At 70.3% G+C, this 16,707-nt stretch carries 11 protein-coding genes and 1 riboswitch; of the genes, 2 read left to right on the forward strand and 9 right to left on the reverse strand.

The features are described 5' to 3' along the window. Window positions 1-58 precede the first annotated feature (58 nt). From AC3WQR_RS00255 to AC3WQR_RS00290, 8 genes are all read right to left on the reverse strand, one after another. Complete coding sequence (locus AC3WQR_RS00255) at window positions 59-505, reverse strand: vWA domain-containing protein (RefSeq protein ID WP_492740850.1); 447 nt, start codon at window positions 503-505, stop codon at window positions 59-61. Window positions 506-696: 191 nt separating this feature from the next. Further along, window positions 697-1,755 (reverse strand): magnesium chelatase ATPase subunit I, encoded by a 1,059-nt coding sequence (locus AC3WQR_RS00260; protein WP_369646630.1) that lies wholly within the window; start codon window positions 1,753-1,755, stop codon window positions 697-699. Further along, complete coding sequence (gene cobN, locus AC3WQR_RS00265) at window positions 1,752-5,564, reverse strand: cobaltochelatase subunit CobN (protein WP_492740851.1); 3,813 nt, start codon at window positions 5,562-5,564, stop codon at window positions 1,752-1,754. Before cobN ends, AC3WQR_RS00260 begins: the two co-directional genes overlap by 4 nt. 4 nt (window positions 5,565-5,568) lie before the next feature. Further along, the gene (gene cobW / locus AC3WQR_RS00270; protein WP_390343234.1) at window positions 5,569-6,633 is read right to left on the reverse strand and encodes a cobalamin biosynthesis protein CobW; all 1,065 of its coding nucleotides are present in this window, start codon (window positions 6,631-6,633) and stop codon (window positions 5,569-5,571) included. A 112-nt stretch (window positions 6,634-6,745) separates the two neighbouring features. Next, entirely contained in the window at window positions 6,746-7,423 is a 678-nt protein-coding gene (locus AC3WQR_RS00275) for an energy-coupling factor ABC transporter permease (protein WP_390343232.1), read from the reverse strand. Window positions 7,424-7,496: 73 nt separating this feature from the next. Further along, window positions 7,497-9,035, reverse strand: coding sequence for a PepSY domain-containing protein (locus AC3WQR_RS00280; RefSeq protein ID WP_492740852.1), 1,539 nt, complete (start codon window positions 9,033-9,035; stop codon window positions 7,497-7,499). Between the two features lie 10 nt (window positions 9,036-9,045). Beyond that, window positions 9,046-11,070: a TonB-dependent receptor gene (locus AC3WQR_RS00285; protein ID WP_492740853.1), complete on the reverse strand. Its 2,025-nt coding sequence runs from the start codon at window positions 11,068-11,070 to the stop codon at window positions 9,046-9,048. A 290-nt stretch (window positions 11,071-11,360) separates the two neighbouring features. Then, a riboswitch (cobalamin riboswitch) is annotated at window positions 11,361-11,643 on the reverse strand. A gap of 81 nt (window positions 11,644-11,724) precedes the next feature. Beyond that, complete coding sequence (locus AC3WQR_RS00290; RefSeq protein WP_062480886.1) at window positions 11,725-11,946, reverse strand: hypothetical protein; 222 nt, start codon at window positions 11,944-11,946, stop codon at window positions 11,725-11,727. A gap of 151 nt (window positions 11,947-12,097) precedes the next feature. Here AC3WQR_RS00290 and AC3WQR_RS00295 point away from each other — a divergent pair, with 151 nt between their 5' ends. Next, a complete protein-coding gene (locus AC3WQR_RS00295; RefSeq protein WP_070061115.1) occupies window positions 12,098-12,505 on the forward strand; it encodes a hypothetical protein in 408 nt (135 codons plus the stop codon). A 4-nt stretch (window positions 12,506-12,509) separates the two neighbouring features. Here AC3WQR_RS00295 and AC3WQR_RS00300 read toward each other — a convergent pair whose 3' ends face one another. Further along, the gene (locus tag AC3WQR_RS00300; protein ID WP_062480880.1) at window positions 12,510-14,213 is read right to left on the reverse strand and encodes a cation:proton antiporter domain-containing protein; all 1,704 of its coding nucleotides are present in this window, start codon (window positions 14,211-14,213) and stop codon (window positions 12,510-12,512) included. A 183-nt stretch (window positions 14,214-14,396) separates the two neighbouring features. On the opposite strand from AC3WQR_RS00300, the gene katG reads away from it, so the two are divergent. Further along, the gene (gene katG / locus AC3WQR_RS00305; RefSeq protein WP_492740854.1) at window positions 14,397-16,655 is read left to right on the forward strand and encodes a catalase/peroxidase HPI; all 2,259 of its coding nucleotides are present in this window, start codon (window positions 14,397-14,399) and stop codon (window positions 16,653-16,655) included. The last annotated feature ends 52 nt before the right edge of the window (window positions 16,656-16,707 follow it).

A 16,707-nucleotide genomic window follows, 5' to 3' on the forward strand; every position in this document is an offset into this window, starting at 1 on the left:
CCCCTTCTCGCCCCAAGTCGATCCACGAGCGCCGAGGCACGCCCCTCAATCCTGTGATTCAGGCGCTCACGTAGCGGGCGTCCCATTGCGCCGCCAGTTGCCTAGCCCGGTGCAGCGGCGTGCGGGCGCGCTCGAAGTCCATCACGCAGGCGACGTCCGCCGCGGCGGGGCGCGCGGGGCTTTCGTTGCTGCGGCCGTCCGTCAGCAGCCAGAGCCAGCGTTGGCGAGTCTCGTGCTTCGCCAGCAACTGCTGCGCGCGCAGCACGCCGAGTGCCAGCGGTGTGCCCCCACCGGCCGCGATGGGTGCAACCCAGTCGTCGTTCCAGGCGCTGGCGCGGCGCGGTGGCAGGCGCAGCTCGACCACGTCGCCGGCAAAGCACAGCAGCGCCACATGGTCGCGCCGCTGGTAGGCCTCCTGCATCAGCGCGAGCAGCTGGCCCTTGGCGCGCGCGAGCTGGCCGTCGTGGCGCATCGAAGCCGAGCAGTCGAGCAGGAAGCAGTGCAACGCGCCGCTGCGCGCTTCCTGCGGGCGATGGCGCAGGTGCGCGGCCTGCAGGCGGTCCGCGCCGCGGGCGACGAGCGTGCGCGGCCAGTCGAACGCCGTGCCGGGCGCGGCGGCACCGTGCCAGGCGTCCCGTTGCGTGCCCTGCCTCCGGTCACCCTGGCGTGCGCCAGCGGGTGCGGCGTCCCGGAGGCTCAGGCTTTTTTTGGGGCGGCCTGGGACGCGGAGATCAGCGGGCGCAGCGGCTTCACGCGCTCGATGCCGACGGGCTCGGGCGGCATCGCGCCCCAGTCGCCGTCGCCGGCATCGCGTGCGGGCGCATCGCCCGGCTTGCGGTGAGGTGCGGGTGACGTCATTGGGGGCGTCACGACTGCTTCGACCGCTGGATGGCGCCGGTGCAGCAGCACCGCCTCGGCCACGCGCTGCACATGGTCGTCGATGATCGATGCCGCGCCCTCCCACGCCGCGAGCGCGCGCGCCGAGCGCAGCATCACGAGGTCGGCGCGCAGGCCGTCCACGCCGGCCGCGATGCACAGCGCGCCGACGGCTTCGTGCACCGCGTCGCCGTAAGGCAAGGTCGCCGCGTCTGCCACGCGCGCGCGCGCACGCACCAGCGCCGCCGCGAGTTCGGCCTCCTCCTTCGCATGCGCCGCGCGAAAGCCTTGCGGGTCCGCGTCGAAGGCCAGCCGTGCACGCACGATGGCCTGGCGCTCGGCCGCGTCCTGCAGGTTGCGCAACCGCACACACAGGCCGAAGCGATCAAGCAGCTGCGGGCGCAGCGTGCCCTCTTCCGGGTTCATGGTGCCCACGAGCACGAAGCGCGCGGCATGCCGGTGCGAGATGCCGTCGCGCTCCACCACGTTGACGCCACTGGCCGCCGCGTCGAGCAGCGAGTCGATGAGCGCGTCGGGCAGCAGGTTGATCTCGTCGACGTACAGCACGCCGCCATGCGCGCGCGCCAGCAGGCCGGGCGCAAATTTCAGTTCGTGGCCGGCCAGCGCCTGCCCCAGGTCGAGCGTGCCCACGAGGCTTTCGAGGCTCGCGCCCAGCGGCAGCGTGACGAAGGGCGCGCCGGGCAGCAGCTCGGCGAGCGCGCGCGCGGCCGTGGTCTTGGCGGTGCCGCGCGGGCCTTCGATGAGCACGCCGCCCAGCGCGGGATCGACCGCGGCCAGCAGCAGCGCCTGGCGCAGTTGCGGCTGGCCGGCGATCGCGGCAAAGGGGAACGGCACCGGCATCGGGGCGGCTGTGGTCATTGGGGGCTTCCTTCCATCTGCTGCTCGTGGTCGAGCAGCAGGTTTTCCAATTGGTCCTTGTAGTCGCCGGGCGACTGCCAGAGGCCGCGCTGCATGGCTTCGAGCAGGCGGTTGAGCATGTCCTGCAGCGCGCGCGGATTGTGCGCGTTCACGAAGTCGCGGGTGGCCTCGTCGAGCACGTAGGCGTCGGCCACCATCGCGTACTGGTGGTCGCCCACCACGCGCGCGGTGGCGTCGAAACCGAAGAGGTAGTCGACCGTGGCGGCCATCTCGAAGGCGCCCTTGTAGCCGTGGCGCTTCACGCCGTCGATCCACTTGGGGTTGACCACGCGCGAACGGATCACGCGGCTGATTTCTTCCTTCAGCGTGCGCACGTGCGGGGCCTGCGGGTTGCCGTGGTCGCCGTGGTACATCGCCGGCTGCTGCCCGCTGAGATGGCGCACAGCGGCGGCCATGCCGCCCTGGAACTGGTAGTAGTCGTTGGAGTCGAGCAGGTCGTGCTCGCGGCTGTCCTGGTTCTGCAGCACGACGTTCATGGCGCGCAGCCGCCGCACCAGCGCATCGCTGGCGGGCACGCCGTCGCTGCCCTGGCCGTAGGCATGGGCGCTGCCGCCGACGTAGGCCTTCGACAGGTCGTCGTCGGTCTGCCAGTCGCCATGGTCGAACAGCGGCTGCAGCCCCGAGCCGTAGCTGCCGGGCGCGGAACCGAACACGCGCCAGCCGGCCTGCGTGCGTGCCTCGCCGGGCGCCACGCCCTGCGCTTCGAGCGCGGCGGCCTCGCGCAGGATGCGGGCGCGGATCGGGTTGCGCTCGGCGTCTTCGTCTTCCTGCGCGGCCACGGCCTGCACGGCGGCGTCGAACATCTGCACGGCGTTGGGAAAGGCATCGCGGAAGAAGCCCGAGATGCGCAGCGTGACATCGATGCGTGGACGCCCAATGCCGACTGTGGGCAGCACTTCGAAATCGACCACGCGCTGGCTGCCGGGCGCCCACTTGGGCCGCACGCCGATGAGCGCGAAGGCCTGCGCCAGGTCGTCGCCGCCGGTGCGCATGGTGGCCGTGCCCCAGACCGACAGGCCCAGCGCCACCGGGTAGTCGCCGTGTTCCTGCAGGTGGCGTTCGACCAATTGCGCGGCGGACTTGAGACCGAGCATCCAGGCCGTGGGCGTGGGGATGGCACGCGTGTCGACCGCGTAGAAGTTGCGCCCGGTCGGCAGCACGTCGGGCCGGCCGCGCGAAGGCGAGCCGCTCGGACCCGGCGGCACGAAGCGGCCTTGCAGTGCGCGCGACAGCTGGCGCAATTCTTCCCCGCCACATGCATCGAGCGCGGGTGCGAGACGGTGCGCGATGCGGCCCATCACGGCGGCGGTGTGCGGCAAATCGGGCGGACAAGCGTCCGCTTCGAGCAGCTGCTGGGCCAGCAGCTCCAGCCGCTCGCGCGTGTCGCCCTGGTGGCGCCAGGCCTCGTCGCTCACGGCCGCCAGCAGCGCGGGCCGCGCGCCCTGCCAGGGCTTTGCCGCATCGATGTCGAGCGGGTCGAAGGCGTCGCCGGGCAGCAGGTCGGCCGCGAGCGCGCCGAGCAGCCCGGCGTTCTCGCCCGCCCCGTCGCCGGCCGGGTAGCGCGCGAGCGCGAGCAGCGTGTCGCGCCGCAACCGCGCGCGCGGCGAATCGCCGAACACATGCAGGCCGTCGCGGATCTGGGTTTCTTTCAGCTCGCACAGGTACGCATCGACGCGTGCCAGCACGGCATCGTCTTCCGCGCCCGGCAGGCCCAGTTCTTCGACCAGGTGCTGGGCGCGCACGGTCGCGAGGATCTGCGCGCGCAGCACCTTGGCGCGGCGCGCATCGACCAGCAGCGCGTCGTAGTACTCGTCGACCTGCCGCTCCAGGTCCTGCAGCGGGCCGTGGTTCTCGGCGCGCGTGAGCGGCGGCATCAGGTGGTCGACGATCACGGCCTGCGTGCGGCGCTTGGCCTGCGCGCCCTCGCCGGGGTCGTTGACGATGAAGGGGTACACGTTGGGCAGCGGCCCGAGGATCGCGTCGGGCCAGCAGGTGGCCGCGAGCGCTAGGCTCTTGCCCGGCAGCCATTCGAGGTTGCCGTGCTTGCCGACGTGGACGACCGCGTCGATGGCGAACACATCGCGCAGCCAGAAATAGAACGCGAGGTAGCTGTGTGGCGGCACCAGCTCGGCGTCGTGGTAGCTCGCGTAATCGGCCAGGCCGAGCGGGCCGAGGGCGCGCGCGGGCTGGATGCCGACGAACACACGGCCCAGCCGCAGCCCGGCGATCATGAAGCGGCCCTGGCGCAGCATCGGGTCGTGCTCGGGCGGGCCCCATTGCGCGTCGATGGCGGCGGCCATGCCCTCGGGCAGCGCCGCGAGGCGTGCGCGGTAGTCGGCGAGCGCGTAGCTCTGCCACGCGGGCCGCGCGGCCCATTGCGCGGGATCGTTGGCGATGCCCTCCTGCAGCGTGCGCATCAGCGCGTCGCCGTCCGCGGGCAGCGTGTCGAGCGTGTAGCCCTCGGCCTGCATCGTGCGCAGGATGGCCATCACCGAGGCCGGCGTGTCCAGCCCCACGCCGCTGCCGATGCGGCCTTCGCTGCCGGGATAGTTCGCGAGGATGAGGGCGACGCGCTTCTCGTCGGCGCGCAGGCTGCGCAGCCGGCACCAGCGACGCGCCAGTTCGGCCACGAAGGCGATGCGATCGGGCTCGGGCCGGTAGCCGACCACCTCGGTCTGCGTGAACTCGCAGCGGTGCGACAGGCCCTTGAAGCTCACGGCGCGCGTGACGATGCGCCCGTCCATCTCGGGCAGCGCGATCTGCATCGCGATGTCGCGTGGGCGCAGGCCCTGGCTGTCGGCCAGCCAGTCTTCGCGGTTGCCGCCGCTCACGATCACCTGCAGCACGGGGGCGTCGCCCGCGAGTGCCAGAGGCTCACCGCTTTCATCCGAAACGCCCTGCCCCAGCGCGGCGAAGGCGGTGGTGTTGAGCACCAGCTGCACGTCGTGCTCGGTGCACAGCGCGCGCAGTGCGGACAGGCACAGCGGGTCTTTCAGCGAATCGAGCGCCACAGGCAGCGGGTTCAGTCCTTGCGCATGCAGCGCGGCGGCCAGCGCATCGAAGGCCTCGGTGTTGCCCGACAGCAGGTGCGAGCGATAGAACACCAGCGCGACCACGGGGGCATTCGCATGCCAGCCGGCGCGCAGGTCGTCGATGCCCGCGACCGTGTGCGTCGCGTCCATGCCGCCCGGCACATGCAGCGCCACCTGCGGCAGGCTGCGCGGCGGCAAGGGCGCCTCGCCATGGCCCAGGCCGTGGAAGGCCACCGCGCGCAGGAACTGCGCCGCGTTGCCCGCGCCGCCCGAGCGCAGGTACTGCCACAGCTGCCGGCTCACGCCGCGCGCCGCGGTGCCGCGCGCGAGCAGGTCCTCGTCTTCCTGCAGGTCGCCCGAGAACATCGCGAGCTGCTGGCCCTGGCGCTTCGCGAGCTTCTCGAGCTGCTGCAGTCCGTAGGCCCAGGCCGATTCGGCCCCCAGGTGATCGACCACCACCACGCGCGCATGCCGCAGCACCTCGTCGACGTACAGGTCGAGCGACGCGGGCTGGCGCAGGTGCATGAGGTTGGCCAGCCGCAGCGAGGGGTAGCCGGGGTCGGTGGCCGCCAGCGCCGTGCGCGCGGCGGCGAGCAGCGCGAGCGTGGTGTCGGCCGAGCTGAGCACCACGATGTCGCCCGGCGTCTGGTCGAGCCGGGTGACGACGCTCGGGTCGTCCTCGACGAAGCGGCCGGGCTGGGTGCTCAGCAGGTGCATGCGGTCAGGCGGGAACGGCCGCCACGCCTTCCAGTGCCTTGCGCAGCGCGCCTTCGTCCAGGTCTTCGCCGATGAACACGAGCCGCGTGCGCTGCGCCTCGCCGTCGCGCCAGCGGCGGTCGAAGTGGTGGTCGAAGCGACGGCCCACGCCCTGCACCAGCAGGCGCATCGGCTTGTGCGGCACGGCGACGAAGCCCTTCACGCGGTAGATGGTGTGCTGCTCGACCAGTGCGGCCAGCACGGCGATGAGACCGTCGCGGTCCACGGGCGGCAGCTCGATCACGAGCGAATCGAACTCGTCGTGGTCGTGGTCTTCCTCGTGGTCGTGGTGGCTCTCGCGCAGGTGGATGGTGCTTTCGGCGGCGCGGCCCTGGCCCAGCAGCAGCGCGAGCGGCAACTTGCCTTCGGTGGCGCCGACGATCTTCACCTCGGGCGGCAGTTCTTCGCGCACCAACGCCTCGACCTGCGCGCGCGCGGCGGCGTCCATGAGGTCGGTCTTGTTGAGCACCACGAGGTCGGCGGCCGAGAGCTGGTCTTCGAACAGCTCGTGCAGCGGCGATTCGTGGTCCAGGTTGGGGTCGGCGCGGCGCTGCACGTCGACCTGCGCGGGGTTCGCGGCGAACTGGCCCGCCGCGGCGGCGGGGCCGTCGACCACGGTGACCACCGAATCGACGGTGAAGATGTTCGCGATGTCGGGCCACTGGAAGGCCTGCACCAGCGGCTTGGGCAGCGCCAGGCCCGAGGTCTCGATGAGCACGGCGTCGATCTGGTCGCGCCGCTCGGCCAGCTGCAGCATCACGGGCAGGAACTCTTCCTGCACGGTGCAGCAGACACAGCCGTTGGCGAGTTCGTACAGCGCACCTTCACGCTCGTTGCCTTCATCGTCGCAGCCGATGCCGCAACCGCGCAGGATGTCGCCGTCGATGCCGAGTTCGCCGAACTCGTTGACCACCACCGCGATGCGGCGGCCCTCGGCATTGCCGAGGATGTGGCGCAGCAGCGTGGTCTTGCCGCTGCCGAGGAAGCCCGTGACGATGGTGACGGGGATCTTGGCGTTGCTTTGTGTCATGGAGTGAATGCTTTCAGGCGCGATGGCGCACGGGGAATCGGGCGCGCGGCGCGTGCGTGGCGCACGCGCCGGCGAACGGCACGCCCTCTTCAGGAGGGGCTGCCGGCGCGAATCAGACGGCGCTGTACAGGCGGCGCTCGACCAGGGCCGTGCCCTGCAGGCGGCGCCAGGCCTTGGCCGCGGCCAGCACGCCCAGGTCGACCAGCGGCTCGACCAGCACGACCGTCATGTAGGCCGCGCCGAAGCTGGCGATCTGGCTGAGGTTCTCCAGGCCCGTGCCACGGCCGTAGAGGGCCCAGAAGCCCACCCACACCACGATGCCGCCCTGGTAGGCCACCGACAGCTTGAAGGCCTGCTGGTAGCTGATGTCCACATAGGCCATGTTCGCGGGAATGATGCGGCGTGCCAGCGCGGCGGTCGCGAACAGCGGCACGAGCAAGGTCGTGACGTTCATGCCGTACTGCGGCAGGTCGGGCGGTGCGAAGAACAGGCTCTGGATGAGCAACCCGCCCGCCAGACCGATGGCCGCGGGCGCAAGCCCGAAGAGCAGCATCAGCGTGGTGCCCAGAATCAGGTGCACCTCGGACACGCCCACGGGATGGTGCGGGAACACCTCGAAGAAGCAGAACACGAGCATGATCGTGAAGGCGGAGCGCAGCAACAGGCCCACGGGGCCGTCCTTCAGCAAGGTGTCGAAGGCGACCTTGCCTGTGTAAGCCAGTGCAGCCGCCCCCGTGGCATAGCTGAGGAAGATCTTGGATCCGTCGACGAGTCCGGGTTCGATGTGCATCGCGCACCTCCTGAAATGCACCGAAGTGCGAAAGTTGATTGTTGGGGGATGGACTGGCTTGCGCAAGTCCCCGTCATGAAACCCGGGAGCCTTGCAGCCCCCGCTGAACAGGCGAAGGCTGTGGCTTGCGCCGCAGCCGTCGCCAGCCGATCACCACGCCGCTCGCCGAAGCGACGACGCCGATGACCGACAGGAACCACACCACCAGGTCCCAGACGGGCCGGTACTGGATGAGCCAGGGAAAGTCGAGGCTGTGCGCGGCGTTGAAGAGCCAGCGGCGCAGCCGCGCGTTGCGGTCGTTGCTGCCGGCCACCTGGCCGCTCGTCGGGTCGATGTAGAGCCAGCTGCGCGCGGCGTCGTCGAACTCGAGCCGCCACACGGGCAGCACGCGCGTGCGGTGGTGGCCGTACCAGTGGAAGTCTTCCTGCGTCTGCAGCGTGGCCTGCGTGATCGTTGCGCCGGGGCGCAGGCGGGCGGCGGCGCGCACGATGTCCTCGCGGGCGATAACGGCCGGGGCACCGGTGGCGGCATCGATCACACGCACGCGGGCCTGCGCATCGCGCAGTTGCAGCAGCGGCTTGCCATCGAACCCCATCAGCAGCGCCTCACGCGGTGCGCCGGCGCCCTCGCCTGCCGGCGCCACGGCCGGCGGCCAGGGGAACGGCGAGGCGCCGGTGCCCGTGTAGCGCGCCATCGCGGCCGCATCGGCGGGTGCGCGCTGGAACCAGCCATTGGGATTCATCGACAGCCAGCCGCTCACGATCCAGGTCAGCACGAAGAAGCCGCCGATGAGCCCCGCGATGTGATGCCAGGCCATCCATCCGGTGTACGGCGTGACAGCGCCGCTGCGAAAGCGCCGCCGCAGCCGGATGCGCAGGATGCCGATGACGATGCCCGTCACGGCCGAGACGATGCAGGCGGCCGACAGCCACACGACCACGTCGTGCCACAGCGGCGGGTCGGCGCGCAGCGGCGTGAAGTAGATCCAGTGCGGCACGGCGCCCAGCCAGTTCCAGAAGCGCTCGGCGCGCGTGGTGTCGCGCACCACCTCGCCGGTGCGCGAGGACACGTACAGCTCGGTGCCCGCCGCGTCGCCGACTTCGATGCGGTGCAGCGGGCGCAGCGGGTTCAGGCCCTGCGGCACGGTCCACTGGTCGCGCTCCAACGTCTCGGCCCAGCGTGCGCCAGGCTGTGCGGAGAAGTCGCGGGCGATGGCCTCGGCCTGCGCCGCATCGACCGATCCGAGCACACGGGCGTCGCGCGCGGACACGGCATGCCGCCCGCCGCGCGCATCGACGATGCGCCACACGGGCTGCGCGTCGGTGCCGGCCTGCATCTCCAGCGCCATGCGCCGGGGCGGCTGCGTGCGCACCGCGGGCGGCAGCGCCTCGAGCGCGGCAGACGGCGTGACCACCGCCTGTTCGAAGCGCACCGGGGCGAGCCCCGCGAGCCGCTCTTCGTCCGTGAGGTTCGGGTACCCCACGTACATCATGACCACACCCGAGACAAACCACATGACGAACAGCAGGCAGCCGCCGATGCCCAGCCATCGGTGCGTCCAGTACAGCGCCCGCCGCAGCGGGGGCCATGTGCGTTGCCATGCGGTGCTCATGCGGCCATGCTCAGAAAGTCACGAACGCCGACAGCTCGAACGAGCGCGGACGGCCCAGCAGCCACTGGTTACCGCCGTTCGAGAACGAGACCGGGTACCTGCGGTCGGCCAGGTTGTAGGCACGCAGCGCGAGCTTGAGCGACGGGTTCGCCTGCCAGCTCACGCCCGCATCGGCCACGGTGTAGGAGCCGATCCGCCGCGTGTTAGCCGCATCGACCTGCCGCGCGCCGACGTGGCGCACGCCCAGCTCGGCCTCCCACTGCGGCAGGAAGCGCCAGTGCAGCCACAGGTTGGCCGCCACCTCGGGCACGCCGGCCGGTGTGTTGCCCGCACGCGAGACCAGCGACTTGCCGACCGCCTCGTTGAAGTCGTCGTAGCGCGCGCGCAGCCGCGCGGCGTTGGCTTCGAGACGCAGCGTGGAAGTGAGCGCCAGGTCGAGCGTGGCCTCGATGCCTTCGGACGACTGCTTGCCGATCTGCTGCACGACGGTCGGATCGTTCGCGTCGCGCGACAGCAGCTTGGTCTTCTCGATGCGGTAGGCGGCCACGCTCCAGGCGCCGCGGCCCTCGGCCAGCTGGCGCTTGTAGCCGACCTCGACCTGCTTGCCGACGCTGAGCTCGAACGGCACCTGCGTGGCCGAGGTGCTGATGAGCCCCGTGAGCGGATCGGCCGCGCGCGCCACCTGCGCATAGAACGACTGCGCGGCGTCGGGCGCGTAGACCACGCCGAGGCGGCCGGTGGCGTACTCGAAGGTCTTGTCCAGGCGCGGGGCGCGGTTCTGCGGGTCGGTGCGCACGATCTTCGCGTGGTCCCAGCGCAGGCTGCCGACCACCGACCAGTGTTCGTTGAAGGCCAGCTTGTCTTCGGCGAAGAAGGCGTAGGTGCTGGTCTTGGTCTTGTAGCGCGGCAGGTAGGGCGTGGGCGAAGCGTAGTAGCCGGGGTTGAACACGAAGGCATCGACCACCGAGCGCCCGCCGTAGGGCGTGTCGCTCGAGTTCAGGAAGTCGATGCGGTTCACATCGAAGCCCACCAGCACCTGGTTCTTCAGGCCGAACAGCGCGTGCTTGAAGGTGGCGTCGGTGCGGTTGCCGATCTGTTCCTGGTCGTGGCCGATCTCCAGGTAGTCGCCGCGCGTCACGCGGTTCGTGGTGGCGCTGTAGGTGTAGGTTTCGCTGTCGCGCCAGTGGCGCTTGCTGTCCAGGCGATAGAGCTGGTTGCGCACGGTGACGGCGTCGTTGGGCGTCCACTGCGCATCGAGGCGGGTCCAGCGGTCGCGGTACTTGACCTCGGCGTCGTCGAGGTTGTAGTTCTGTTCGCGGTTCAGGCTGCTCAGGCGGCCGTTGATGAGCGGCACGCCGAAATAGCGCTGCGGCGTCTGGCGGCCCTCGTCGTGCGAGAGCGTGAACTGCAGCCGCGGCGACACGTCCAGCCGCACCGCGCCGCCCACAGCCAGGCTCTCGGCCTCGCCGCGCCGCATGAAGCCGTCGGTTTTCCGGTGGCTGATGTCGAAGCGGTACGAGAGCATGTCGTTGATCGCCCCGCCGCTGCCGAAGGCGACCTGGCGCGTGGCGTCGGAGCCGACGCTCACGAGCGCCTCGTTGCGAATCGGGCCGCGCGTGGGCTTCTTGGGCACCACGTTGATTGCGCCGCCGATGGCGCCTTCGCCGAACATCACCGAAGCGGCGCCGCGCAGCACCTCGATGCGGTCGGTCGACCAGGTGTCGAACGGGAAGGTGACGGTGCCCGCGCCCACGTACAGGCGCGTGCCGTCGTACAGCTGCATCACCGAGCCGTGGCCGTTGAAGCCGCGCGCCGACAGCGACGAGCCGCCGTTGCCCGGCGCGGGCGAGCCCGTGATGCCGGTGGCGCGGCTCGCGGCCTCGACCACCGACACGTCGCCGCGCGCGCGGATCGTGTCGCCGGTGAGCACCTCGATGCTGGCCGGCGTTTCGAGCGGCGTGAGGCCCAGACGGCTGCCGGTCTGCGTGGGCTCGTCCAGGGCCAGCGGCGTGTGGCGGCTGGCTTCGACCTGCACGGGGGTGAGGCTGGGGCGACCGGCCGTGTCGCCCGACTGGGCGAGAACTGGCCCGCAAGCGAGGCCGAGCCCCAGTGAAAGACCTGAAAGACCCGAAAGGCGCGCCCGTTGCAGGGGCGGGCCCGAGCGATCGCGCGGCGGCGATGCAATGCGATTCATCCGACTTCTCCTCCGGCCCGCGTCCCCGCAGGCTCCTGACCGATCGCGGACGCCGAGGGAGAAGAGACGAGGGGCGGTGCCGTTTCGCGCGAGGGAAAAGCGGCAGGCCCGGACACGCACTCCCGCAGCATCCGAAGGCGGTTGCGAAGGCCGGTATCCGGGCTCGCGGAGTGCGTCGGGGTGCAATGCATGCACCTCGGCGCCGAAGCCCTCGCCTTCCCACGCCGAAGCGCAGTGGCTGCCCGGGCGAAAGATCGCCGGGGCCTGAGGGTGTCGATGTCCGCTGACCGTTGCGGGGGCAGCGCAGGAATGGAAGGGTCGTTCGAAAAAACGACGCCTCGCACCTGCTTCCCGTTTAACCCCGCCGCCAATCCTGTGACTGGTCGTGCAGGGCACCTTCGAACCGTGGGGTGTTGGACGACACCGGTGTGAACCAATGTTTCCAACCGCCGGGATTATAGGGAGCGCCCTGCGGCGGCGCCCCCGCGGGCCCCGTCAGACGGGCTTGCCGTCGGGCCCGAACAGCCGCCGCAGCACCGCCACGCCGGCCACCAGTGCATTCGAATACGTGGCGTAGGGCTCGTGGGCGGCTTCGAGCGGCACGTACACATGGGTGGAGTCGCCGGGCGAGCCGTCGACGGCCTCCATCAGCACCCAATAGAACTCCCCTTCTTCCAGTTCGTGGACGGTGAGTGCGATGTCTCTCGGCGAAGGCATGACGATCAGAGAAATGAAACAGGGAATGAACTCGCCTTTGTACGGGCAAGGGGCCGGCGCGGTTGTCAGTACTAGGGCTTCTCCTACAGTGCATGGACGCCGCGCGGCCTAATGTTAGGGGTGGGGAGTTGCATCAGAACAAGGAGTCAGCATGAAACATTTCACGCTTGAACCCAACATGCGCGCCGCCTTCGGTGGCGCGTTCTACCCGACCGGTTACTCCCTGGTGATGTTTCCGAGCGTCGAAGATGCCAGCCGCATCGGCCACGGGCTGATCGCGAAAGGCATCGTGAGCGGCGACGAGGTCTACCTGATACCGGCCGAAACCGTCCTGGCGGAAATCGCGCCGACCGTGCATGCCTCGCACAGCCCCCTGCCCTCCGCCGGCACCGACGGCGACACGGTGCGCGCCTTCATCCAGCTGGCCCACGAAGGCCACACGGGCCTGCTGATCCGCACCAAGGACGGCGCCATCGCCGAGCGCGTGATGGAACTGGTGCGTACCGTGCCCTACTCGATCGCCGAGCGCTATCGCACGCTGGTGATCGAGGACCTTTGAATCGTCAAGCTGGCACCGCCATCGCGGCGGCGCGCTGCACCACATCGCGGGCCATGGCCTGGGCGAGTTCCTGTTCGCCCAGGAACACCTTCGCGTCGGTTTCGGCGGCCAGCAGGCGGGCTTCCTGCTCGTTGTGGCTGCGCACCACGGTCTGGATGGTGGGGTTCAGCGTGCGCGCGGTTTCGATCATCTGGCGCACGTTCATGGCGTCGGGCGTGGCCACCACGAGCACGCGGGCGCGCGCCACGTGCGCCTGGATCAGCACCGCCGGGTCGGCCGCGTCGCCCCACACGGCGGGAATGCCGGCCTCGCGCAGCTTCTCGACCAGCTCGCGGTTCTGCTCGGCCACCACGTAGGGGATGTCGTTCGTCTCGAGCTCGGCGGCGATGCGCCGGCCCACCCGGCCGTAGCCGACCAGCACCACCTGGCGCGACAGGTACTTGGCCTCGGTGGTCATGGGCAGTTCGGCCAGCGGGTCGCTGCGCGCGTCGAGTTCGCGTGCGAACTTCGAATGCGCGTGCAGCCATTTCTGCAGCGGCGCGATGAGGCTGAACCACAGCGGGTTGGTGGCGATGGAGATCAGCGCGCCCGCCAGCACCAGGCTCTGCCCTTCCACCGGCAGCAGGCCGAGCGACACGCCCAGCCCGGCCAGGATGAACGAGAACTCGCCGATCTGCGCCAGGCTCGCGCTCACGGTGAGCGCGGTGGCCAGCGGGTAGCGGAACACCAGCACCAGCGCGCAGGCCGCGAGCGACTTGCCCAGCACGATCACCAGCACCACGGCCAGCACCTGCAGCGGGCGCTCCACCAGCACCGAGGGGTCGAACAGCATGCCGACCGACACGAAGAACAGCACGGCAAAGGCATCGCGCAGCGGCAGCGACTCCTGCGCCGCGCGGTGGCTGAACTGCGACTCGCGCATCACCATGCCGGCGAAGAAGGCGCCCAGCGCGAACGACACGCCGAACAGCGCCGCCGAGGCAAAGGCGATGCTCACGGCCGCCGCCACCACGCACAGCGTGAACAGCTCGCGCGAACCGGTGCGCGTGACCTGCCACAGAATCCACGGGAACACGCGCCGCCCCACCACCAGCATCAGCACGACGAAGCCGCCGACCTGCAGCAGCGTGAGGCCCAGCGTCTGCCAGACGGGGTCGCCGCTGGTGTCGACCTTGGTGCTGCCCAGCGCGCCCGCCAGCGGCGGCAGCAGCACGAGCACCAGCACCATCGCGAGGTCTTCGACCACCAGCCAGCCCACCGCGATGCGGCCGGTGAAGGAATCGAGGATGCCCAGGCTCTCGAGCGCGCGCAGCAGCACCACCGTGCTCGCCACCGACAGCGCCAGCCCGAACACCAGCGCCGTGCCCCAGCTCCAGCCCCACCACATGGCCAGCCCGCCGCCGAGCAGCGTGGCGACCGCGATCTGCGCGATGGCGCCGGGCAGCGCGATCTTGCGCACCGCGAGCAGGTCGGCCAGCGAAAAATGCAGGCCCACGCCGAACATCAGCAGCATCACACCGATCTCGGCCAGCTGCGCGGCAATGCCCGCGTCGGCCACGAAGCCGGGCGTGAACGGGCCGATGATCACGCCCGCCAGGAGGTACCCCACCAGCGCCGGTAATCGCAGCCGCGCCGCGAGAAAGCCGAACACCAGCGCCAACCCCAGGCCGGCGGCAATCGTATTGATGAGGGAGACGCTGTGGGGCATCGGTCCATTTTGCAGGAACGGCCCCCAACCTTTGAAGCCCGCAGGCTTCTACGGGCCTGCGTCTACACCCCTACGGAAGCGACGCGAACTATCGTAGGCATAAAGCACTTCTATTCGCATCGACACCTTTCTCATCCAGAATTTGAGCGGTCCCCCCGTCCCCCCAACAACAGGAGCCTCCCCATGAGCAACGAGAAAACCGAAGCGAAGTGCCCGTTCAGCCAGGCCACCGGCGCCGGCACCACGAACCGCGACTGGTGGCCCGAGCAGCTGCGCCTGGACCTGCTGCACCAGCACTCCTCCAAATCCGATCCCCTGGGCGCCGGTTTCGACTACGCCAAGGCCTTCCAGAGCCTGGACCTCGCCGCGGTGAAGAAAGACCTCGCCGCACTGATGACCGACTCGCAGGACTGGTGGCCCGCCGACTTCGGCCACTACGGCCCGCTCTTCATCCGCATGGCCTGGCACAGCGCCGGCACCTACCGCATCGGCGACGGCCGCGGCGGTGCCGGCCGCGGGCAGCAGCGCTTTGCGCCGCTCAACAGCTGGCCCGACAACGTGAGCCTGGACAAGGCGCGCCGCCTGCTGTGGCCGATCAAGCAGAAGTACGGCCAGAAGATTTCCTGGGCCGACCTGCTGATCCTCACCGGCAACGTCGCGCTCGAGACCATGGGCTTCAAGACCTTCGGCTTCGGCGGCGGCCGCCCCGACGTGTGGGAGCCCGACCAGGACGTGTACTGGGGCCGCGAGAAGACCTGGCTGGGCGGTGACGTGCGCTACGCACAGGGCTCGCCCGGCGTCGAGAAAGACCGCGGCGTGCTCGTGAAGGACGACGACAGCAAGGTGCCGCACACGCGCAACCTCGAGAACCCGCTGGGCGCCGTGCAGATGGGCCTGATCTACGTGAACCCCGAGGGCCCGGACGGCAACCCCGACCCGATCGCCGCGGCGCATGACATCCGCGACACCTTCGCCCGCATGGCCATGAACGACGAGGAAACCGTGGCGCTCATCGCCGGCGGCCACACCTTCGGCAAGACGCACGGCGCGGGGCCGGCCTCGAACGTCGGCAAGGAACCCGAAGCCGCCGGCCTCGAAGACCAGGGCTTCGGCTGGAAGAACAGCTTCGGCACCGGCAAGGGCGGCGACACCATCACCAGCGGCCTCGAAGTGACGTGGACCACCACGCCCACGAAGTGGAGCAACAACTTCTTCGAGAACCTCTTCGGCTACGAATGGGAGCTGACCAAGAGCCCCGCCGGCGCGCACCAGTGGGTGGCCAAGGGCGGCGCCGGTGCCGGCACCATCCCCGACGCGCACGACGCCTCCAAGCGCCACGCGCCGACCATGCTCACGACCGACCTGTCGCTGCGCCTGGACCCGGCCTACGAAAAGATCTCGCGCCGCTTCCTGGCCAACCCCGACCAGCTCGCCGACGCCTTCGCGCGCGCCTGGTTCAAGCTCACGCACCGCGACATGGGCCCGCGCGCCCGCTACCTCGGGCCCGAGGTGCCGGCCGAGGAGCTCATCTGGCAAGACCCGATCCCGGCCGTCGACCACCCGCTGGTCGACGCCAACGACGTCGCGGCGCTGACGAAGAAGGTGCTGGCCTCGGGCCTCACGCCCGCGCAGCTGGTGTCGACGGCGTGGGCCTCTGCCTCCACCTTCCGCGGCTCCGACATGCGCGGCGGTGCCAACGGCGCCCGCGTGCGGCTGGCACCGCAGAAGGACTGGGCCGTCAACCAGCCTGCGCAGCTGGCCCAGGTGCTGAAGGTGCTCGAAGGCATCCAGAGCGAGTTCAATGCAGCGCAGACCGGCGGCAAGAAGATCTCGCTGGCCGACCTGATCGTGCTGGCCGGCGGTGCGGGCGTGGAACAGGCCGCGCGCAATGGCGGCCGTGAAGTGAAAGTGCCCTTCTCGCCGGGCCGCGCCGACGCCTCGCAGGAACAGACCGACGTGCCCTCGTTCGAGCCGCTGGAGCCCGCGGCCGACGGCTTCCGCAACTACCTGAAGGGCCGCTACAGCGTGCCCGGCGAAGCACTGCTGATCGACAAGGCCCAGCTGCTCACGCTCACGGTGCCCGAGATGACGGTGCTGGTCGGCGGCCTGCGCGTGCTCGACACCAACGTCGGCCAGACGCGCCACGGCGTCTTCACGAAGACGCCCGGCACGCTGAGCAACGACTACTTCGTGAACCTGCTCGACATGGGCACGGAGTGGAAGGCGGTGTCGGACACCAAGGAGGAATACGAAGGCCGCGACCGCAAGACCGGCACCCTCAAGTGGACCGGCACACGCGTCGACCTGGTGTTCGGCTCCAACGCGCAGCTGCGCGCCATCGCCGAGGTCTACGGCGCTTCCGACAGCCAGCAGAAGTTCATCGACGACTTCGTGGCCGCCTGGACCAAGGTGATGAACCTGGACCGCTTCGATCTCGCCTGAGGCGGGGCGCCAGCGCCGTCCGCGCCCCGGGGCCCTGCCCCGCGGGCGCGGA

The sequence above is a fragment of the Variovorax sp. FW305-3-2-15-B-LB1 genome, from assembly GCF_058787635.1.